This is a genomic window from Halorhabdus rudnickae, from assembly GCF_900880625.1.
Classification (GTDB): Archaea; Halobacteriota; Halobacteria; order Halobacteriales; family Haloarculaceae; genus Halorhabdus; species Halorhabdus rudnickae.
In genome coordinates, this window is record NZ_CAAHFB010000001.1 from 1,222,156 (window position 1) to 1,241,158 (window position 19,003).

Annotated in this window: 20 protein-coding genes and 1 pseudogene; 13 read left to right on the forward strand and 8 right to left on the reverse strand. The window is 61.7% G+C overall.

From position 1 onward, the window contains the following. Nucleotides 1–215 precede the first annotated feature (215 nt). The 3 genes from BN2694_RS06070 to BN2694_RS06080 all read right to left on the reverse strand — a co-directional run bounded on the left by BN2694_RS06070 (nucleotide 216) and on the right by BN2694_RS06080 (nucleotide 2,444). Nucleotides 216–434 (reverse strand): DUF7561 family protein, encoded by a 219-nt coding sequence (locus BN2694_RS06070; RefSeq protein ID WP_135663567.1) that lies wholly within the window; start codon nucleotides 432–434, stop codon nucleotides 216–218. Continuing rightward, nucleotides 431–736, reverse strand: a complete 306-nt coding sequence (locus tag BN2694_RS06075; protein WP_135663568.1) for a hypothetical protein — start codon at nucleotides 734–736, stop codon at nucleotides 431–433. The genes BN2694_RS06070 and BN2694_RS06075 overlap by 4 nt, the downstream gene beginning before the upstream one ends. Before the next feature lie 271 nt (nucleotides 737–1,007). After that, entirely contained in the window at nucleotides 1,008–2,444 is a 1,437-nt protein-coding gene (locus BN2694_RS06080; RefSeq protein ID WP_135663569.1) for a DASH family cryptochrome, read from the reverse strand. Between the two features lie 109 nt (nucleotides 2,445–2,553). On the opposite strand from BN2694_RS06080, the gene BN2694_RS06085 reads away from it, so the two are divergent. Continuing rightward, on the forward strand, nucleotides 2,554–3,726 hold the full coding sequence (locus BN2694_RS06085) for a lycopene cyclase domain-containing protein (RefSeq protein WP_135663570.1): 1,173 nt from the start codon (nucleotides 2,554–2,556) through the stop codon (nucleotides 3,724–3,726). Nucleotides 3,727–3,837: 111 nt separating this feature from the next. After that, nucleotides 3,838–4,032 (forward strand): cold-shock protein, encoded by a 195-nt coding sequence (locus BN2694_RS06090; protein ID WP_008526685.1) that lies wholly within the window; start codon nucleotides 3,838–3,840, stop codon nucleotides 4,030–4,032. A gap of 102 nt (nucleotides 4,033–4,134) precedes the next feature. On the opposite strand, the pseudogene BN2694_RS18000 reads toward BN2694_RS06090, so the two are convergent. Continuing rightward, a pseudogene (locus BN2694_RS18000) lies at nucleotides 4,135–4,224 on the reverse strand (IS5/IS1182 family transposase); the annotation flags it as partial. Nucleotides 4,225–4,461: 237 nt separating this feature from the next. On the opposite strand from BN2694_RS18000, the gene BN2694_RS06100 reads away from it, so the two are divergent. Further along, a complete protein-coding gene (locus BN2694_RS06100; RefSeq protein ID WP_135663571.1) occupies nucleotides 4,462–5,289 on the forward strand; it encodes a hypothetical protein in 828 nt (275 codons plus the stop codon). A gap of 343 nt (nucleotides 5,290–5,632) precedes the next feature. Here the strand turns inward: BN2694_RS06100 and BN2694_RS17010 are convergent, their stop codons facing one another. Continuing rightward, complete coding sequence (locus tag BN2694_RS17010; protein WP_167879970.1) at nucleotides 5,633–5,806, reverse strand: hypothetical protein; 174 nt, start codon at nucleotides 5,804–5,806, stop codon at nucleotides 5,633–5,635. Between the two features lie 87 nt (nucleotides 5,807–5,893). Between BN2694_RS17010 and BN2694_RS06105 the strand changes: the two genes are divergently transcribed. The 7 genes from BN2694_RS06105 to BN2694_RS06135 all read left to right on the forward strand — a co-directional run bounded on the left by BN2694_RS06105 (nucleotide 5,894) and on the right by BN2694_RS06135 (nucleotide 11,806). Then, nucleotides 5,894–6,532, forward strand: coding sequence for an HAD family hydrolase (locus tag BN2694_RS06105; RefSeq protein ID WP_135663572.1), 639 nt, complete (start codon nucleotides 5,894–5,896; stop codon nucleotides 6,530–6,532). A gap of 83 nt (nucleotides 6,533–6,615) precedes the next feature. After that, entirely contained in the window at nucleotides 6,616–7,389 is a 774-nt protein-coding gene (locus BN2694_RS06110; RefSeq protein WP_244605370.1) for a hypothetical protein, read from the forward strand. Nucleotides 7,390–7,505: 116 nt separating this feature from the next. Continuing rightward, nucleotides 7,506–7,862, forward strand: a complete 357-nt coding sequence (locus tag BN2694_RS06115) for an Hsp20/alpha crystallin family protein (protein ID WP_135663573.1) — start codon at nucleotides 7,506–7,508, stop codon at nucleotides 7,860–7,862. A 14-nt stretch (nucleotides 7,863–7,876) separates the two neighbouring features. Then, nucleotides 7,877–9,616, forward strand: a complete 1,740-nt coding sequence (locus tag BN2694_RS06120; protein WP_135663574.1) for an ABC1 kinase family protein — start codon at nucleotides 7,877–7,879, stop codon at nucleotides 9,614–9,616. A gap of 130 nt (nucleotides 9,617–9,746) precedes the next feature. Then, nucleotides 9,747–10,121, forward strand: a complete 375-nt coding sequence (locus BN2694_RS06125; protein ID WP_135663575.1) for a translation initiation factor IF-5A — start codon at nucleotides 9,747–9,749, stop codon at nucleotides 10,119–10,121. After that, complete coding sequence (gene speB, locus BN2694_RS06130) at nucleotides 10,122–10,934, forward strand: agmatinase (RefSeq protein ID WP_135663576.1); 813 nt, start codon at nucleotides 10,122–10,124, stop codon at nucleotides 10,932–10,934. A 71-nt stretch (nucleotides 10,935–11,005) separates the two neighbouring features. Next, nucleotides 11,006–11,806 (forward strand): hypothetical protein, encoded by an 801-nt coding sequence (locus tag BN2694_RS06135; protein WP_135663577.1) that lies wholly within the window; start codon nucleotides 11,006–11,008, stop codon nucleotides 11,804–11,806. Between the two features lie 801 nt (nucleotides 11,807–12,607). On the opposite strand, the gene BN2694_RS06140 is transcribed toward BN2694_RS06135, so the two are convergent. Continuing rightward, entirely contained in the window at nucleotides 12,608–13,921 is a 1,314-nt protein-coding gene (locus tag BN2694_RS06140) for an outer membrane protein assembly factor BamB family protein (RefSeq protein ID WP_210408918.1), read from the reverse strand. Between the two features lie 334 nt (nucleotides 13,922–14,255). On the opposite strand from BN2694_RS06140, the gene BN2694_RS06145 reads away from it, so the two are divergent. The 3 genes from BN2694_RS06145 (at nucleotide 14,256) to BN2694_RS06155 (ending at nucleotide 16,715) form a co-directional block, all read left to right on the forward strand. After that, a complete protein-coding gene (locus tag BN2694_RS06145) occupies nucleotides 14,256–15,023 on the forward strand; it encodes a Nif3-like dinuclear metal center hexameric protein (RefSeq protein ID WP_135663578.1) in 768 nt (255 codons plus the stop codon). A gap of 1 nt (nucleotide 15,024) precedes the next feature. Further along, nucleotides 15,025–15,609: a SprT-like domain-containing protein gene (locus BN2694_RS06150; protein WP_135663579.1), complete on the forward strand. Its 585-nt coding sequence runs from the start codon at nucleotides 15,025–15,027 to the stop codon at nucleotides 15,607–15,609. A gap of 92 nt (nucleotides 15,610–15,701) precedes the next feature. Continuing rightward, a complete protein-coding gene (locus tag BN2694_RS06155; protein WP_135663580.1) occupies nucleotides 15,702–16,715 on the forward strand; it encodes a deoxyhypusine synthase in 1,014 nt (337 codons plus the stop codon). 102 nt (nucleotides 16,716–16,817) lie between these two features. On the opposite strand, the gene BN2694_RS06160 is transcribed toward BN2694_RS06155, so the two are convergent. Together BN2694_RS06160 and BN2694_RS06165 are read right to left on the reverse strand one after the other, a co-directional pair. Beyond that, the gene (locus BN2694_RS06160) at nucleotides 16,818–17,873 is read right to left on the reverse strand and encodes an ABC transporter permease (RefSeq protein WP_135663581.1); all 1,056 of its coding nucleotides are present in this window, start codon (nucleotides 17,871–17,873) and stop codon (nucleotides 16,818–16,820) included. Continuing rightward, nucleotides 17,870–19,003: an ABC transporter permease gene (locus BN2694_RS06165; RefSeq protein ID WP_210408919.1), complete on the reverse strand. Its 1,134-nt coding sequence runs from the start codon at nucleotides 19,001–19,003 to the stop codon at nucleotides 17,870–17,872. The genes BN2694_RS06160 and BN2694_RS06165 overlap by 4 nt, the downstream gene beginning before the upstream one ends.

Below are 19,003 nucleotides of genomic sequence, written 5' to 3' on the forward strand. Positions count from 1 at the left end.
ATCGAGATCGGCGGCGATGTCCGTGGCGACAGTCGCCGCACGGTCGACCCCGGTCTCGGTCGCACGCCACGAAGGCGACCAGCGGCCGGGAGAATCCCGGCACCGTCTGCGAGGACGGCACGGACCAGTGGATGCATCCCGTCGACGGACATACCTCGCGGGAGGATCCAGGAGTGGAGAACCCGCGTAGCGAGCCTCGAGTTGCGGGCCAGGCCTTAGTCGGTCCGCTCATCGAGGGCCGCCACGTCTTCCGCCCGGACTTCGCGCTCGTCAGGCAGCGCCTCGATGCAGTCCGAACAGAGAAAGTGATCGGTCCCGTCGGCAAGTTCTAACATCATCCCGCCGGTGGCTGACTGTTCGCTGCTCCACATGTCGCCGATCCCGCCGGCGATTCGAACCTCGCGGCCACAACCGTCACAGGGATCGGTCGTCATGATGCATCGTCAACGCTGTCCGGTTCGGGGATCTGCTGGCTTTCGAACCCGGGATCGACGTATTCCTCGCGTTCGGCTTCTTCGACCAGCGCCCAGTCGTCGAGCTCGCTCTCGGTGTAGGATCCGTCGAGTTCCTCGAACCAGTAGACGAACTCGTCAGTTTCGAACCGGAAGGCGAAGTCTTCGACAGTCACCTCCTCGTTTTCCTCGGTTTCGAGAACGTCGCCGACGCCAAATTCGGCGTACCGCGAGAACTCGATCGCCAGGTTGTGCTTGCGGTTCTCGGGAAAGCGTGCGGTCATATACTCGTCTTCGGACACCCATCAGTAAGCGCTTTCGACGACCGAGTGGCTGGCCGGTGGTCGTCCCGGGCGAACCCACAGAGTATTCGCTCCGGTAGAAGTGCGGATCGAAAACGAACAGCGGGTGCGGTCCGCCGTCGCGGGCGGCCCCAGCCAGCGTGGCATTGTCGCGCGCGGAGGTTCCGACGGTGCCAGACGAGAATGGCAGTCGGCACTGGCGACGGTATGCGTGCAAGCGAGTGAAACAGTCGGATAGGGTAGATATCTCGGTTCACAAGCGCTCGGGGTCCACAATTGGCTCGGGGTACTCCTCACCGAGGACGACCCCGCGCTCGCGTTGCTCGTGTTCGTCCATCCGCCAGGGTTCACGCGCATATTCGACGATCACGCCGTCGAGTTCCGGACACCACCGTCGAATGTACTCGGCGCCGGGATCGTAGCGCTCTGCCTGAGAGAGAACGTCGAAACCGCCCTCGCGACTGTCGTTGCCGACCTTTGCGATGTAGGCCCAGTTGCCATAATTCGAGGCGGGGTCGTAATCGAGGAGATGCTGCTCGTAGTGGGCCGCACCCCATCGCCAGTCAATCCCGAGGTCGTGGACCAGAAAGGAGGCAGCGTTCTGACGGGCGCGGTTGCTGACGTAGCCCGTCGCCGCAAGTTCCCGCATCGCGGCGTCGACGAAGGGAACGCCGGTCTGCCCGTCCTGCCAGCGCCCGAAGTCCGTCTCGTCACGACACCATTGCAAGTCCGTCCGCTCACGAATGCCGCCCGGTGTGAAGAATTGCCCGCCGTACTTGGCGAACTGAAACTGGAAGAAGTCCCGCCAGCGCAACTCGAAGTTGAGCCAGTAGGTCGAGTCGTTGCTGACACGTTCGCGTTCGTACGCTTGGACGGCCTGGTAGACCTCACGGGGTGACAGGCAGCCGACGTTCAACCACGGCGAAAATTTCGAGGAATAATCCCGGCCGATGAGGCCGTTGCGAGTCTGCTTGTATTCCCGAAGCGAATCCGTCTCCCAGATGTACTCTTCCACACGTTGCTGGCCAGCCGTTTCGCCACCCTCGAAATCCAGGGCCATCCGGTCGTCGTCGGGCACCTCGCCGACCACATCGAGAGAATCGAGATCGGGGATCGTGCCTATTTCGGGCACGTTGTCCGGGAGCGGCGGAACCTCTGGAACCCCGATCGGATCGCGGACGCGGCTCTCGGCTTCGACTTCGTTTCGCCAGGGCGTAAACGTGTCCGGAATCTCGTCGGGTGGTGTGGGAAGGTCATCGACGTGATGAAGCGTGTGCGTCCAGTGAGGCTCGAGGGTGATGTCGTCCGGCAGCACCGATCGGACCTGCTGTTCGTGCGTTCGCTCGTCCGGGATCGGGAGCGTCTGGTAGTGCAGGCTGTCGGCCCCAACGTGGTCGAGAATGGCAGACAGTACCTCGTCCGGACGGCCGTGACGGACGAGTAGGTCCCTGCCTGCATCCCGGAGACGTTCGCGCAGATCAGTCACTGACTCGCGTTCGAACTGTGCACGGCCGGCTCCGAGACCCGGGTATTCAAAGGATGCGTTCCCGCCGAACGCCCGCGGCCCGTACCGGCGCGGGTCGAAACAGTAGACGGGGACGACGCGATCGGTCCCACAGGCAGCCGCGAGCGTCGGATTGTCTCGCGTGCGGAGGTCACGACGGAACCAGGCGATGGCCGTCTCTGGCATAGGAGAGCCTGGGGCTGTATCCACTTGGACAACAGGGTCGTCCGGACGGTTCGCCAGCAACACTTGAGCGCGCCGACACGACTATGCGGACAGATACCGAGACACATGTATGGCGATCGCGCGTCACCGGTCCGGCACCGTTCCGGCGGCCCGAGCGCTGGCGTCGCAGGTTCATCCGGTGTTTATGCTGCCTCCGGTGGCCGTCTCGCTGACTGGATCGCTGCTGGCTGCCCGGGAAACGGGTGCGTTCACGCCGACCGTTGCCGCGTTGCACGCAGCGGCGATCTTCGCCGCCGTCTACACCGCTCACGTCAAAGACGGCTACGTCGACTTCTTCGTCCGCGGCGAGGACGACGACCACCCGCTGTCTGTCGGGGGCTGTCGGCTCGCGCTGCTTGTGGCCGGAGTCGTTTTCGTGTCAGCGCTGGCGGGCGTGTGGCTGACCGCAGGTACAGGCGCCGCCGCGCTGACCGCGCCGACGTGGGCGCTTGGATACTTCCACGCCCCACAACTGGATACCAATCCTGTATCCGCAACCGGCGGGTACCCGGTCGGAATCGCGCTGGCGCTTGTGGGGGCGTTCGTCGCTGGTCACGGCTCGCTGACGCCGACGGCCCTCGGTCTGGCGGCGGTATTGCTTGCGGTCCTGCTAGGGATCAAAGTGATCGACGACGCTCAGGACCTCGCTTACGACCGGTCGATAAACAAGCGGACGGTCGCCGTCGTACTCGGGCCGCGACGTGCCCGTCGTCTAGCTGAGGGGGTGCTCGTGGCCGGCCTCGCCGGTGTTGGCGTCTTGGCCGCCGTCGGAATATTCCCGACGGGAACGATACTCGCTGTGTTCGCGTTCGGCGCGGTGGCGGCCATCGCCCATCGAGCCGAGCCGCGACTGGCGACGATGTTGCTCGTCCGCGGAGCGTACGTGTTCCTCGCGCTCTTGCTGGTCGCGCTGTGGTACCGTCCCTTTACCGGCCCTCTCATTGTCGATATCGGTGTCCTGGGTCCGTACACCTATCTCGCGACGGAGGTGGTCTTCGGCGCACTTGCCCTGGCGCTGTTGTGGCGGGCCGAGGCGATCACGAGTGCCGCGCGGACGATTGCGGTTCTCTATCCGCTGGCGTACGTCTGGGACTGGTACACCCTCCAAGTGGGTGTCTTCGCGATCGAACTCCGAACCGGGATCGACCTGCTGGCGATCCCGATCGAGGAGCACCTGTTCATGATCGTCGTGCCTGCGCTGGTGCTCGGGATTCACGAAACATTCCGCGTGGACGACATGTGAAAGGGCCATCTCGCGTGAGAGACGTCCACAGTCGTGGGACGTGTCTCGATTACCCGTGGTACACCATCTCTCGGAAGCCTTATACATTCCCCTCCCTTCGATAGATTCGCAATGGCAACTGGTACGGTCGATTTCTTCAACGACACTGGCGGTTACGGTTTCATCGAGACTGAGGATGCGGACGAAGACGTATTCTTCCACATGGAAGACGTCGGCGGCCCGGACCTCGAAGAAGGACAGGAAGTCGAATTTGACATCGAACAGGCCGAGAAGGGCCCCCGCGCGACCAACGTCGTCCGCCAGTAAGGCTTCGACGTAATCGCGATTCTCCTAATACACTATTTCACCGCGTAGCCAACGGCTCGTCTGTTTACTGGATCGTGGTAAATCGCCGGACATAGCTCGATTTTACGAATTTAGCGACTGCTTGATGTTGTGGACTGCATACATCGGGACAAGTTCACGAAATTCACCGTATCAGGTTCGTGCACGGACTGCGGAGGCCGATCTCGCCGGGTATGTGTGGCATCTCGATCAGCAAAGCAAGTGCTCCTCTGTGGATTTCTCCAGGATACTGAACGACTTTGTTCGTGAAGCGGGAGATCATCGACACAGATCATCGGCGGTTTCCCGTTTCATCTTCCTAGTTCTAACGGTCGAAGCCGACGCTGTCAAGCGTTTCACCAGAGCCACCTATTTCATTACCCCAGGGTTCACAGACTGAGTTACGCACGAATGCAGGATTTCATTGTGGATGAGGACTCGCGGCCTCGATCTATCGGGTTTGACGCCACAGACCGGCAGGATCTCGTAGTGACTGTTGGTGTTCTTCTCAATCGGACGCAAGAAGCCACACTCCTCGATGATCTCTATCAGACAATATATGATGACGGCTATCGCCCGTTCCGGACGAAAAGCCGTGATCTTTTACTCCCATCTGAGAAGGTTCAAGAGCTCCTTGAGCGGTGTAACGGGGAGGTCGGTATTTGCGTTCATCAGGACGATGTCAAGCTTCCATTTGCTGAGGCAGTTCACTCTGCGATCCTCCTTGACGAACTGAGTGTGACAACTGACGATACGATAGCCATCGTCGACGGTGATCAGGGCCGAGCAGATCAACTGTATCAGACTGCCGTTGCAATCGACGTAGTTCCGCCCTCAATCACAAACTGTGCCCAGTCAGAGCTCTACTATCCACATCTCTTGTTGGCAGACCTTGTTGCTGGCGTTGTCGCAGATACAATTGCGGCGGACCCGACAGCCCTCCCTTCAGCCTCGGTCGCCGGACCAGTTGAGATGATACTGGAGACGACACAGGAATCTCGGAAAGGTCGATGGGGACGTGGATACTCTGCTGCTGCGCGTGGGGAAGGAGAAGTTCAACGAGCGAAATTCGAACAACGGTATGCAGATTCCGTGCGAGAACGCGTCAGCTGTTGGTTCCATGGGACATTTGGGAAGACGCATGCCCCATCTCCGGAGAGCGATGGCGTTCAGCCTGTTGTGGGACGGCTTAATGCAATCGGGTGTACTGATGTCGCTGAGTGGCTTGCTAAGCAGTAGTGAAAGGACACTGATTCCCGCCTCCACCCCCGTTTCCACGCGGGACCTCTCCGAGGACGCAATTGTGATGTGATGGGTCCCCGTTCGGACCGCGTCTTACCGGGATGGCAGGGGCGGTGCGACGGGCTTCAAACGCCGGTGCCTGCGGCGCTCCACCTAGTATGTGTGAGGGCCTCCTATTAGAAGTTGTCCTTCATTTCCGCGCTTTATAGCACATCGATCAGTGATACCGATTTGTCGTAGTCGACAGATAGATATGATTGAGTGAGGAGAGCGACTATAGTAGTGATTAGAAATAATCGCTCACTTTTGGGAGGGGAAGTTGGTCTACTGCGGTCGCTACTCACTGCGTAATGTCGGACAGCGGGACGAGACGGTGTTCCATTGTCGGCTTCGTGTAGCCGGAGGACTCTTCAGTGACACCGGCAGTGAAGACTTGCACCTTCTGCTGGAGGACGTGTGGCTCTCCCTTCGTGTCGTGGATCACGTCGATGGACTCCCAGGCTTCGTCTTGCATAGGCGAATAGGTGGTCGCCGTGACAATAAGATTCACCCGGCGAGACGGGCGGAACGCTCATAGCGGGGACCACCCTACTGTCGTGCGATGAGTCAACCGCCCGAGTACGACTTCTGGCTGTTCGACCTCGATGGGACACTGATCGACGTCGAAGCTGACTATCCCCGGCAGGTGTTCGATCAGGTGGGCGAGCGACTCGGATACGAGTTCAGCGACCGGCAGATGCGGATTCTCTGGCACGGCCTCACCGGGTCGCGGAACGATCAGCTCCAGGAGTGGGGACTCGACCCCGAAGCGTTCTGGCCGATCTACCACGACGTCGAGGACGCCACGGCGCGGGCGAAAGCCGCCTATCTCTACGACGACGCCGATACGTTGCTCTCGATGATCGACGCACCGACGGGGATCGTCACTCACTCCCAGCCGTACCTGACGGGACCGACCCTCGAGGCACTGGGCTTGCGGGAGGAATTCGACACCGTCGTCTGTTGTGATGAAGAGCTGGGCTGGAAACCGGATCCGGTACCGGTCGAACGCGCGATGGCGGATCTGAACGTCGCCGGCAGCGGTCACACGGGGGTCATGGTCGGTGACAGTCCACACGACATTGGTGCTGCCCGAAATGCGGGCCTGGACGGGATCCACGTCGAGCGCTTCGACGCAAGCGAGCGACCCGGCGCAGTCGAGAGTGACCGGCGCGTACGGCGGCTGGACGAACTCGCCTGACGAGCCGGGTATCGACGATCATACGGTCCGAGACGACCATCGCAGGGGAACGCTCTTGATACCCGGCGAAGAATCGCCACCCAATGGTCGTAGCCCTCCTCGTCGCTGGCATGGTCGCATTGGTCGGATTCGTCGTCGTCGCTCTGAGCGCCCGAGAGCTGTGGTTCGCCTGGCGCGTCTACCGCGGCGAATCGCTGGCGGTATACGAACTCCCCAACGAGACCGGGCCGGTCGAGGTGAAGGGGGTCGCCGAACCCGACGCGGGGACAGTCGAGGCACCGATCTCGGGTTCGCCGTGTCTGATCTGTGGGTGGGAGGTTCAAGAACGTCGGACGAGCGGAACCGGGAAGGGCTCGAACACGTACTGGAAGACACTCGACGAGGGACTGCTCGGTGGTCCCTTCCGGCTGGCAGACGACACCGCCAGCTGTCGGGTCGAACCGGCCGGCTCGGACCGCCGACTCGAAGAACACACGGTAACGGTCCCCGGCGGAACCGTCCCGCCCGCGGAGGTCCGAGAGTTCGTCGCGGCGAACCCGAACGTCAGTCCACAGGACGGGACGATCGACCTCGGCGTCGCCGAGTTGCGGGTCGGCAACGAACAGCGCTTCGTCGAACGCCGCCTCGATCCCGGCGAGGACTGTTACGTCTACGGGCGTGCCCACTACGATCAAACGGCGGGGAGTCGCGGTGGCGAAGTGAGCGTCCGCATCGACGGGGAGAGTGTCCGGCGGTTCCTGATCGCGGATCGCCGCGAGCGCGGCGTCGCCTGGGATGTAGCGAAAGTCGGGTTCGCCGGGGCGCTCTTTGGCCTCCTCATGTTGGTTCCATCGGCGTTCTGGATCCTCTCACTGTGAGCGTAACGCCTCGCGTTGGCTGTCGTTCACCGGTGATCGGCATCGCCGGGACGGGCCGCTGGCTGCTAGCTGTGCGTACCACCGCGTTTTTGGCCCTACCGCTCGAAGTCCGGGCCATGACATCGCTCCGCGAGGCGTTGACTGACCTGCCCGAAGCGGTCTTCGCCGACCTGCTCGAATCCGAGGACGCCTACCTTCTGGTGTTCGACCTCCCCGGTAGTACTGCCGAGACGGTCGACATCCGGGTCGACGGCGGTCGACTCGTCGTCGAGGCGCGTCGGGAAAAAGCAGTTCCCGGAGACTTCGAGTACGTCTCGGAGGACCGATCGATGTTCCTCGACCTTGAACTTCCGCTGCCGCCGGACGTGACAGCCCAAGAGGCCGACGCCACGGTCGAGCGGGGCGTCCTAGAGGTTCACCTGCCGAAATCGTCGGTCACGTCGGGCACGTCGATCCCCGTCGAGGACGCCTAGGTGGAGGCCACTCGGTGTCTCTGCGCTCCTACCGGCGGTTTTTCACCGTCGTCCGGCAGTTCCTCCCGCTTGCCCTCACCTACGCCCGGGACCGTCGACGGTTCCTCCTGTTCGGTCCCAGCCGCAGCGTGACGGCCGCCCAGCGCCGCGACCGCGCCGACAAATTGTTGCAGTCGCTACTGACGCTGGGGCCGACGTTCATCAAGCTGGGACAGTTGCTCTCGACGCGACCGGACGTCCTCCCACCGGAATACGTCGCAGAGTTCACGAAGTTGCAAGATCGCGTGCCGCCGGCCGAGTGGGACGAGGCACGCGGCGTCCTGAACGAGGAACTCGGGCCGATCGACGAGCGCTTCAGCGACTTCGACACCGAAGCGATCAGTGGAGCCAGTCTGGGTCAAGTCTACTACGCCGAGGTCGAGGGCGATCCGGTCGCGGTGAAAGTGCGCCGGCCGGGCGTCGAGGATCTCGTAGAGGCCGACCTGCGCGTCGTGCGGTGGTTGCTCCCCGTGGTGCTGTACTTCGTCGACGACGCCCGGTCGTTCTCCCTCGAGACGCTGGCCGACGAGTTCACCACGACGATCCGCGAGGAGATGGACTACCGGCGGGAAGCCCGGATGTTGACCGAAATCCGGAGTAACTTCACCGACGACGACCGGATCAAGATTCCGCCGGTCGTCGAGTCACACTCGACCGGGCGCGTCCTCACGATGGAGTACGTCGAGGGGACGAAGATCACGGACGTCGAGGAACTCGACCGGCAAGGGATCGACCGGACGCGATTGGCCGAGACGCTCGAACGGGCGTACTTCCAGATGATCGTCGAGGACGGTGTCTATCACGCCGATCCTCATCCCGGGAATCTCGCGGTCCAGGCCGACGGGACGCTGGTGTTTTACGACTTCGGGATGAGCGGCCGGGTCGATTCGTTCATCCAGAACAAGATCATCGACTTCTACATGGCCGTCGCCGAGCAGGACATCGACGCCATCCTGGACGCCCTCATCGAGATGGGGACGCTCTCCCCGGAGGCGGACAGACAAGTCATGGCCGAGGTGCTGGAACTGGCGATCGCCGATGCCCGCGGTGAAGACATCGAACAGTATCGCGTCCAGCAGATCATCCAGCGCGTTGAGGACACCATCTACGAGTTCCCGCTCCGGTTGCCCGCGAATCTCGCACTTGTCCTTCGAGTCGCGACGGTCGTCGAAGGGGTCTGTGTGACCCTGGACCCGGACTTCGACTTCATCGACGTGGCGACAGATTTCCTCAGGGAGGAGGGGTATCTCGAGGAGAGCGCCAGGGAGTTCGTCCGCGACCGTGTGACGGAAGTGAGCGATGCCGGGCGATCGGCGGTGCGGATTCCACCGAAACTCGAGACGACGCTCGACCGGATCGACCGTGACGACTTCTACGTCCGGGCCGACATCGAGGATTCAGACAACCTGCTCGACGTACTCGCCGCGCGGTTGATCATGGGGTTGGTGGCGACCGGCGGACTGGTATCGACGGCCGTGTTGTACTCGTTTTCGACACTACAGGCGACGTTGCTCGCGGCCCTGGTGACGGCCGTCGTCCTGTTCGGCCTCTACCGATCGTTCCGCGAGCCCAAATCGATCCGGGCGAAGCCGCAGTTTACCCGCCAGCAGATGCGACAGCGTGACTCCGAGGAGAACTCGGCCATGCCGTCGATCGGGGCCGACGAGCCAATCGACGAGCAGACCCAGATGCCCGAAGAGGACCGCTGGACGTGACGGGCGTCTCGTCGAGCGCCGTCGGGAGGAACTCGAGGATATCGGCCTCGCAGGACCCGGCCGGAGAACGGCCGACTCGGCCGCGATCGGTTCCAAACCGTTTATACTGATCGCCGGATAATCCCGCCACATGGCAAAACAGCAGACCGAAGTGCGGGAACTCGACGAGGGGAGCTACGTGATGATGGACGACGTGCCCTGCAAGATCACCGCCTACAGCACTGCCAAGCCGGGCAAACACGGCAGTGCGAAGGCCCGGATCGACGGCAAGGGCGTCTTCGACGGCAAGAAGCGAAGCCTCTCCCAGCCGGTCGACGCGAAGGTGTGGGTGCCGATCATCGAGCGCAAACAGGGTCAGGTCGTCTCGGTCTCCGGCGACGACGCCCAGGTCATGGACTTAGAGACCTACGAGACGTTCACCATGCGCGTCCCCGACGACGAGAGCCTCTCGCCCGACGATGAGATCGAGTACCTCGAACTCGAAGAGCAACGCAAGATCGTATAAATGGGCTTCCCCGGCGCGAGTACCGACCGCGAGGACGCTACCTACGCGGTCGTTGGCGCGCCGCTTGACGTCTCGACGACGTTCCAGCCGGGCGCGCGCTTCGGTCCGGAACGCGTCCGGCAGTTCTCCCGCTCGTTCGAGGACTACGATCCCGAAACTGACAACCACTTCTCTGCGTGTCGCGTCTACGATCACGGCGATGTCGGGGCCATCGGAGCGATCGACGACGCCGCGGAGTATCTGACCTTCCTCGAAGGGGAACTACGTGATCTCCACACGGACGGGACGACCCCGATTTTGATCGGCGGCGAACATACCGTCAGCGTCGCGGGCGTTCGCGCGATCGAGCCGGACGTCTTCGTCTGTCTGGACGCTCACCTGGACCTGCGTGAAGAGTACGCCGGCAACCAATACAGCCACGCCACAGTGACCCGACACGCGCTAGACGTCGCCGATCGGGCAGTGATCCTGGGGGCTCGCGCCGGCAGTGAAGCCGAGTACGACCGGGCGACCGAGACGGACGTGACTGTCATATCGCCCGAGGACGTCCCCGAGTGGACGCCCGACTTCGCGGAATCGTCTATCTATCTCAGCGTCGACGTGGACGCGGCCGATCCCGGATTCGCGCCCGGAACAGGGACGATGGAGCCGTTCGGCTTGCAGCCGCGGGAGATGCGGCGGGTCGTTCGGGCAGTCGCACCGCAGGCGACAGGCTTCGACGTGGTCGAGGTCAACGACCGCGACGACGGGCAGGCGGCCACGCTCGCGGGGAAACTCCTGCGGGCGTTCGTTTTCGCGCACGCCGCGGAATGATAGCGCTCACGGGCGTAGCATACGGGTGGAACCGGAACGGGTTTTTGTTGCCCGCGAGCATCACTGCACACATGGATCGACTGGCCTCCTGTTACTTCTGTGGCGTGGCGGTCGAGGCACCGCTTGAGGAGTACCCCGTCGTGCCGCGTGACCTCCGTCCCTCGGTCGAAGACCAGAGTACCGTCGTCCTCTGTCCGGAGTGTCGCCGGAAGCTATCGACGATCGTCGAGCGCGTCGTGGCGGCGACCAGCGACCCTGCCCAAACCGCACTCGGTGACTCCGCCACCGGAACAGCAGGTGGCCCGGACACACAATCCGGCAGTGAGGAAGCCCCAGAAGCGACCGTCGAGCGCTTCGACGACGAACGGCCGAACCTCGTCGACTTCGAAACCAGCCACGAGCGAGACGAGGAAATGATCGCTCGCGAGGCTGACCCGAACGAAGAACGTGACGCGGAGACGACGGGCGAAGAGTGGACGGACACACCGGGCGGCGAGCATGGAGCTGACCAGCCCGAGACAGACCCGACAGCGGAGACCGGAGACGAACAATCGGGGCTGGACCAGTCGGGACAGCGGGAGTCGGCGGCCGGAGGCGGCCAGACCAGTAGTCAACCAGAGAGGGCGGCGAACGGAGCAGACGACGGTGGTACCGATTCGACTGCCGATCGCAACTTCTCGACAGCCGATTACAACAAGATCGTGCGGCTTCTCCAGAACCGAGAGTTCCCCGTCGAAGCCGGAGAAATAACGACAGTCGCCGGTAGTGCCTACGGCATCGGCCACCGTGAGGCAGACGCGGTGCTGGACGCGCTCGTCGAGCGCGGGATTCTCGAACGCGACGGGAATCAGCTCTACCGGTCGGACGACTGACGTAGCTTATACTGGTGGCTATACGTTCGTAAAGATATCCAGCACACCGTCGTGCCGGATCATTTCGAAATGTTATAGCCACCAGTATTAGTCCTGTTCCCGATTGTGAGGCCACACCAAAGCCCATTACATCAGACAGAGGATGTAGCGCATGACCTGCTCAACTATCACATACGAAGGAGACTATATACATGATCATAGCAGTACTCTTCATATCCTTGTTGTATCCCGCGGTTCTGGGGCTGGTGCGTGGTGACCCAGTTGAAGACTGATTTCTGCAATCGTCGTTTCCCTGCTGACCGTCCGCCTCTGTATTGGGTTGAACTCATCGATCGGTTCTTGATTTCGTCTCGATACGGATCGAATGGTGATAGAGCGGCTATAGTGACGGTTTTGACATCTGTCATCGGGTTCTGTGCGCTATCTATTCGGTGCCAGACTAACCAGCGGCGAGAGGGTTACTCGCGACCTGTGGAATCAGTACTTTGGTTGTCATTTTTGGGAGTGGCAAGAAATAATCAAGTTCGCCTCCGTAGCGAAATATATCCGTCCGTACTGGTTGGTTATGTTTCTATACTATTAGGTTATATCACCAAGAGTATTCATACGCATTTTGAACCTTGCCGTGGATTATAGAGTGATAATATTAGTATGCGTGAATACTCAACCAGCGTCATACTTCTCACCCCAATTCTGGAGATCGAATCGAATACCTGCGGTCCTGACCGTCTCGGGACGACGTCAGTTAGTCGCTCCGCGAAGAAGCTGCAGATCAACGAGGCCGTCGAGTAAGACAGGTTCCTACTCTACAGACTCTTGGCTACCATTTCTCGCTCGACTAATGAGATAGCTTGCACCCCCCAGACTAGTCATTGCACTGAGGATTCCCAATCCCGGACCGGACGTCGATGTGCTCGCGTTCGATTGTCCACTCTCCGTTACGGAATCGGTAAAGGGCTCCCCAGGGTGGGATTGGTCGTGTTGGCCTAGCGTGGTAAGTATAACGCGCGAGCCTTCGCTCGATCCTTCCAGACCAGCATCTACCGCGTAGACGTTTTCATCCTGACTCCCGACGAAAACGGTGCCGTCCACCACCGTCGGCGACGACTTCACCTCAGCGCCCGTCTCGAAGGTCCACTCTTTCTCGCCCGTCGCCGCATTCAGCGCGTAGAGATTGTGGTCATCACTCCCGACGAAGACCATCCCATCGGCTACCGTCGGCGACGAACGCACCCAGGCGCCAGTCTCGAAAGCCCACTCTTTCTCGCCCGTCGCCGCATTCAGCGCGTAGATGTTTTCATCCCAACTCCCAACGAAGACGGTTCCGTCCACCATCGTCGGCGACGAGTCCACCTTATCGCCAGTCTCGAATGCCCACTCTTTCTCGCCCGTCGCCGCATTCAGCCCGTAAAGGTTGTCGTCGTAACTCCCAACGAAGACTGTCCCATCAGCTACCGTCGGCGACGAGTAAACATTCTCACGGGTCTCGAAGGCCCACTCTTTCTCGCCTGTTGCCGCATTCAGCGCGTAGAGGTTCTTGTCGTTACTCCCGACGAAGACCGTCCCATCCACTACCGTCGGCGACGATTCCACCCAATAGCCGGCCTTGAAGGCCCACTCTTTCTCGCCCGTTGCCGCATTCAGCGCGTAGAGGTTGTGGTCATCACTCCCGACGAAGACGGTTCCATCCACCACCGTCGGTGACGATTTCACCTCAGCGCCCGTCTCGAAGGTCCACTCTTTCTCGCCCGTTGCCGCATTCAGCGCGTAGAGATTGTAGTCATCACTCCCGACGAAGACCATCCCATCGGCTACCGTCGGGCTGGATATTCGCGAGGTGATCCAATTGCCAGTCTCGAAGGCCCACTCTTTCTCGCCCGTCGCGGCATCTAGCGCGTAGAGGTTCCAAATCCCGACGTAGACAGTCCCATCCACCACCGTCGGTGATGAGTGGGCAGAATTGCCGGTCTCATACCGCCAGATTTCCTCACCACCCGAACTCGCTTGCGCTGCCCCGCTCTGACTCGCTTTCGAGCTGATCGCTGCTGCCGTGCCGATACCTGCCGCTGTGCGCAGGTACTGTCGCCGTGTCGTCTGCGTTGATTTATCAGCCACGTCTCTGATGCCTCTATTCACTCTGCCCTTGGTAGGCAATCGTCGTGCTCGCACTAGCTACCAGACAGTCACTGTAAACAACCAGATCAAAAATGGCCGACTGAATTAGTACCATAGGACGAATAGACACCGATAAAACTTATATATATAGCATTTTCTACTGAGGTTATTTCTGTAGATACTGCTTGGGCCGTTTCGAGTATGCAAAACCTGGTAGTGATCTCTATCGCTTATCACTGTAAAACAATTCCAGGCACCCGGCACGGCACAGCGATTGTGTCATTTTCAACAAGACTCCAGAACTACTACAGTACCGCCCGCAAAACGGGCAAGTATGAACTGTGCCGAGATCTCAGATCGGTTCGATAAACGCCTTCGCATCGCTGACTACGCCGATATCGACGCCAGCGCGAACGGCCTACAGGTTGGATCCACTGACCACCAGGTCGAACACGTTGCGGTCGCCGTCGACGCCGCCGTCGAGACAATCGAGGCGGCCCGCGAGGTCGGGGCCGACCTGCTGGTCGTTCATCACGGCCTGTTCTGGGGCGACGGGATGACCAGCGTGACGGGCGAAGCCTACCGGCGACTCGCGCCCCTGATCGACGATGACCACGCTCTGTACGCGGCCCACCTGCCGCTGGACGGGCATCAGGATCTCGGCAACGCAGCCGGGGTGGCGGACGTCCTGGACTTGAGCAATCGGGCGCCATTCGGAGAAGTCGGCGGAGAGTACATCGGCCAGCGTGGCCGGATGCCGGCCATGACCGTCGACGAGCTCACGGAGCGACTCGCGGCGGAACTCGACACCGGCGGCCAGCAGATACAGACTCTGGACTTCGGGCCCGAGGAGATCAGCGACGTGGCAATCGTCACCGGGAGCGGGACCGACTGGATCGAGGAGGCCGCCGAGAAAGGGGTCGACGCGCTGGTGACGGGCGAAGGCAAACAGGCGGTCTACCACCGCGCGAAGGAACTAGGGGTCACTGTCGTCCTCGCCGGCCACTACGCCACGGAGACCTTCGGGGTCCGCGCGCTCGCCGGTCTGGCCGAGGACTGGGGACTGGAGACGACGTTCATCGACCATCCGACCGGCCTCTGAGATGGCTGTCGAACGGGCGGGCGTGCCGGCATTCGAGGCGATCGACAGTCACGACGAGCTGATCGCGTGGTCGTGCACCTACGCCCGAGAGGCCCGTCGCGAGTGGGGACTGGACGTGCGCCTCGATCTCGTCGAGTGGACCGTCTCGACGCGGGCGCGCCGGCGGGCGGCGGCGGTCAAACGACCGGAGATTGCGGATGCGACAGTCGGCGAGCCGGTCGACTGGGAGCGCATCCCCGACAGTGACGGGCGGCCGCTGCCCTGTACGATCTCGCTGACGTGGGCGGCCTTCGAGGCCTTCACCCAGTCGGAATGGGAATCGACGTTGCGCCACGAGTTGCTCCACGTCGAGCAGTTCCAGCGTGACGGCACCACCGACCACGGGGCCACATTCAAACGGCGGGCGCGGGCGGTCGAAACCGACGTCCACTGCCGGACCTTCGCCACGCCGCAGTGGCTGTTTCGGTGTGGGGACTGTGGCCAGGAGGTCGCCCGTCGGTACCGCGACTGTGCGTTCGTCACCGAGTACGACCAGTACCGCTCGGAATGCTGTGCGGCACCGCTGACGAGGATCGAGCCTGAGTAGCTGCGATGAGGAATTAACGCGAATAGCTGCGAACGGAGGATCCCCGCAGATCGATCGCACGCTTCAAGCGCCTCGCCCGCGGAGTGTGTTCCATGACCGAGCATGACGCCGAGAGCGATCGCGAGACTTTCGGCCACGACCCGATCGGCCACGCCGAGGTTCGAGCCGGCATGACCGTTGAGGAACTGGCGCGCGAGTACGGCGACGGCGGCATCGGTGCGAGTGCCCTCCACGAAGCGGTCGACATCTACAGCGAGATGCTCGGGGACGACGTCACCAACTTCCTCGGGCTGGCGGGCGCGATGGTTCCCGCGGGGATGCGCCGGATCGTCGCCGACCTGATCCGGGACGGCCACGTCGACGCGCTGGTGACCACCGGCGCAAACCTCACGCACGACACCATCGAAGCAATCGGCGGCAAGCACCATCACGGCAATGTGGTCGCCGAAGACGCGACCCCGCGAGAACACGACGAACAGTTGCGCGACGAAGGGGTCGATCGTATCTACAACGTTTACCTCCCCCAGGAGTACTTCACCACCTTCGAGGAACACCTTCGAGAGGAAGTGTTTCCCGTCCTGGAAGCGGAGGGTGCCGTCTCGATCCAGCGACTGACCGAGGAACTCGGGCGGGCCAACGCCGCCGTGAACGACCGTGACGACGTCGAAGAGGGTCCGGGTATCGCCGCCGCGGCATACGAGAACGACGTGCCAATCTACTGTCCCGCCGTCCAGGACTCCGTGCTGGGCTTGCAGGCCTGGATGTACAGCCAGACCAGCGATTTTACCCTCGACGCCCTGGCGGACATGACGGCGATTACCGATATCGCCTACGAGGCTGACCAGGCGGGCGCGCTGCTGGTCGGCGGCGGCGTTCCGAAGAACTTCGTCCTCCAGACGATGCTCGTCAGCCCCGACGCCTACGACTACGCGGTCCAGCTGACGATGGACCCGCCACAGACCGGCGGGCTCTCCGGGGCGACCTTAGACGAGGCGCGGTCGTGGGGCAAACTGGAGAAGGCTGCCCGGAACGCCTCAGTCTACGCCGATGCGACGATCACGTTCCCGCTGCTGGTCGCGGCCGCACGCGAACGGGTCGAAGAATAGCGACGGGTTCGCGGTCGTTTCATAGTGATTACTGTCGGTCGGTTCCACATCGACCGCACGTATTTGTGCGGTCGTAGCGGTAAATAGCTACAGTAATCACTATCAGTCTTCACTCTCGTAGGACTCACCGACAGCCGACGGAACGCGTGTCGACCCGAACAGCGTGAGCACCACGATCACAACGACATACGGGAACAGTCCGGTGATGTTCGCCGAGATTGAGATGCCGACCGTCTGCAACTGGACTTGTAGCAGATCCATTGCGCCGAACAGCAACGACGCGAGGTAGGCTCCGATCGGGTTGTAGTTCCCGAAGAGATACGCGACGATGGCAATCCAGCCGCGGCCGTCGACCATCGTCACGCCCGTCCCCACGAAGCCGTTACCGATCCCGATTGAGACGACGGCACCGGCCAGCCCCGACATGGCCCCCGAGAACAGCACTGCGGCGTATCGGACGCGATTGACGCCCACGCCGGCAGTGTCCAATGCTTCAGGATTCTCGCCGGCCGCCTGGATCCAGTAGCCGTAGCGAGTGTGATAGAGCACGACCCACGCCACGACAGCGATGACGACCGTTAGCAACACTAGCGGCGAGGTATCGAACAGCAGCCGACCGAGGATCGGAATGTCGGCGAGGACAGGGATAGTGAGTTCGGCGATACTATTGATCGGCGGGCTGGAAACGTCACCCCAGATGAGAATCGACGTGAACGGCCCAAATCCCAGCCCGACGAACCAGACGGCCAAGCCCGCGACGATCTGGTTGGCCTCGTAGCGAATCGTCAAGACGGCGAAAGCGAGCGTCAAAATGACGTTGATCAGGACCGCGACGAGGATCGCCAGCCAGAGCGTCGCCTGTGAGGCCTGATCGCCACTCGAGAGCAGGTATGCCGCCGCTGCAGCGTTGACAGCGCCGAAGATCATGAACCCTTCCAGTCCGATGTTGAACACGCCGCTTTTCTCGGCGTAGAGACCACCGATAGCAGCCAGCGCGATGGGCGTCGCGGCCTGGAACGAACGCTGGACGTACCCGACGGTCACAATGTCGGCGATCGGAAGATCGAACAGCACCGTCAGCCCGGCGACGAGTGCGAGCAGAGCGAGGACACTCCCAACCTGGAGTCGATTTCGGGCCGCGTAGTCCCTGACACTCATTGCTCGTCACCTCCCAAATCGAACGACTGGCCGGCCATCCGGAACAGCTCCGGGGCAGCCACGAACAGGATCACCAGCCCGATCACGCCGTCGATCAACTGCCGGGGGACGGGCGAAGACTGACTGATGAAATTCCCGCCCGATTCCAGGCCACCAAACAGGAGTCCAGCAGGAATGACCGCCAGCGGGTTGTTCGCGCCGAGTAGACTGACCGCAATGGCGTCGAACCCAAACGTCGGAATCCCTGCGGGATTACTGTAATACGACAGCGTCATGATGACGAACACCGCCCCAGTCAACCCCGCGACCATGCCAGAGAGCGTCATCGTTTTCATGATGGTCCGAGCCGCATCGACCCCAGAATAGACTGCTGCCCGCTCCTGATGGCCGCTTGTCACCATGTCGTAGCCCGAACTCGTCCGTTCCATGATGACGTAGACGAGGACGGCAACAGCCAACGCAATGAGGATGCCGATGATCGAAAACGACGAGGTATCGAAGACAAGTGACGGGAATGTAGCGTAGTCCGGGAAGTGGGCAGTTCGGACGAAAAACGTCCCTTCCGGCCGAAAGAAGTTATCGATCAGCCAGAATACCATCCCCGTCGCGATGAAGTTCAACATGATGGTCGTGATGATCTCGTTAGCGTCGGCATAGGCTTTCAGCAAGCCAGGGAAAGCTCCATAGAGTCCGCCGGCGACGATCGCGGCCAGGATGCCGGCAGTGATCAACAGGACACCGCCGATCGGACCAGTCGGGAAGAGGGGGGCCAACGAAATGATCGTCACCGCGGTCGCAAAGCCGCCGACGACCAGTTGGCCCTGGACGCCGATGTTGAACACGCCGGCCCGAAAGGCGATGGCGACGGCGACGCCAGCGAGAATGAAGCTCGTCGTCGATTTCAACGTCAGCGCAAAGCGATCGGCGCTCCCGAATGCCCCGTAGAGCATGTCCTCGAGAAACCGGATCGGATCGTACCCCGAGGCGGTCACGATGACCAGGCCGGTGAGCAGCGCCAGCAGTGTCGAGGCGACGGCAATGGCCAGTCGTTCCCTGACAGTCGGATCCAGCAGTCGGTCGACTGCGCGTCCGATGGCCGCCCGAACGCGTGGCGTTGTCGGTTCAGCCAT

Excerpts from the sequence above, each read along its gene's own strand:
- BN2694_RS06145 (WP_135663578.1), top strand. The coding sequence starts at position 14,256 with ATGAACTGTGCCGAGATCTCAGATCGGTTCGATAAACGCCTTCGCATC.
- BN2694_RS06150 (WP_135663579.1), top strand. The coding sequence starts at position 15,025 with ATGGCTGTCGAACGGGCGGGCGTGCCGGCATTCGAGGCGATCGACAGT.
- BN2694_RS06160 (WP_135663581.1), bottom strand. The coding sequence starts at position 17,873 with ATGAGTGTCAGGGACTACGCGGCCCGAAATCGACTCCAGGTTGGGAGT.
- BN2694_RS06105 (WP_135663572.1), top strand. The coding sequence starts at position 5,894 with ATGAGTCAACCGCCCGAGTACGACTTCTGGCTGTTCGACCTCGATGGG.
- BN2694_RS06165 (WP_210408919.1), bottom strand. The coding sequence starts at position 19,003 with ATGGCTGAACCGACAACGCCACGCGTTCGGGCGGCCATCGGACGCGCA.
- BN2694_RS17010 (WP_167879970.1), bottom strand. The coding sequence starts at position 5,806 with ATGCAAGACGAAGCCTGGGAGTCCATCGACGTGATCCACGACACGAAG.
- BN2694_RS06070 (WP_135663567.1), bottom strand. The coding sequence starts at position 434 with ATGACGACCGATCCCTGTGACGGTTGTGGCCGCGAGGTTCGAATCGCC.
- BN2694_RS06090 (WP_008526685.1), top strand. The coding sequence starts at position 3,838 with ATGGCAACTGGTACGGTCGATTTCTTCAACGACACTGGCGGTTACGGT.
- BN2694_RS06125 (WP_135663575.1), top strand. The coding sequence starts at position 9,747 with ATGGCAAAACAGCAGACCGAAGTGCGGGAACTCGACGAGGGGAGCTAC.
- speB (WP_135663576.1), top strand. The coding sequence starts at position 10,122 with ATGGGCTTCCCCGGCGCGAGTACCGACCGCGAGGACGCTACCTACGCG.
- BN2694_RS06100 (WP_135663571.1), top strand. The coding sequence starts at position 4,462 with ATGCAGGATTTCATTGTGGATGAGGACTCGCGGCCTCGATCTATCGGG.
- BN2694_RS06075 (WP_135663568.1), bottom strand. The coding sequence starts at position 736 with ATGACCGCACGCTTTCCCGAGAACCGCAAGCACAACCTGGCGATCGAG.
- BN2694_RS06155 (WP_135663580.1), top strand. The coding sequence starts at position 15,702 with ATGACCGAGCATGACGCCGAGAGCGATCGCGAGACTTTCGGCCACGAC.
- BN2694_RS06080 (WP_135663569.1), bottom strand. The coding sequence starts at position 2,444 with ATGCCAGAGACGGCCATCGCCTGGTTCCGTCGTGACCTCCGCACGCGA.
- BN2694_RS06085 (WP_135663570.1), top strand. The coding sequence starts at position 2,554 with ATGGCGATCGCGCGTCACCGGTCCGGCACCGTTCCGGCGGCCCGAGCG.
- BN2694_RS06110 (WP_244605370.1), top strand. The coding sequence starts at position 6,616 with ATGGTCGTAGCCCTCCTCGTCGCTGGCATGGTCGCATTGGTCGGATTC.
- BN2694_RS06115 (WP_135663573.1), top strand. The coding sequence starts at position 7,506 with ATGACATCGCTCCGCGAGGCGTTGACTGACCTGCCCGAAGCGGTCTTC.
- BN2694_RS06135 (WP_135663577.1), top strand. The coding sequence starts at position 11,006 with ATGGATCGACTGGCCTCCTGTTACTTCTGTGGCGTGGCGGTCGAGGCA.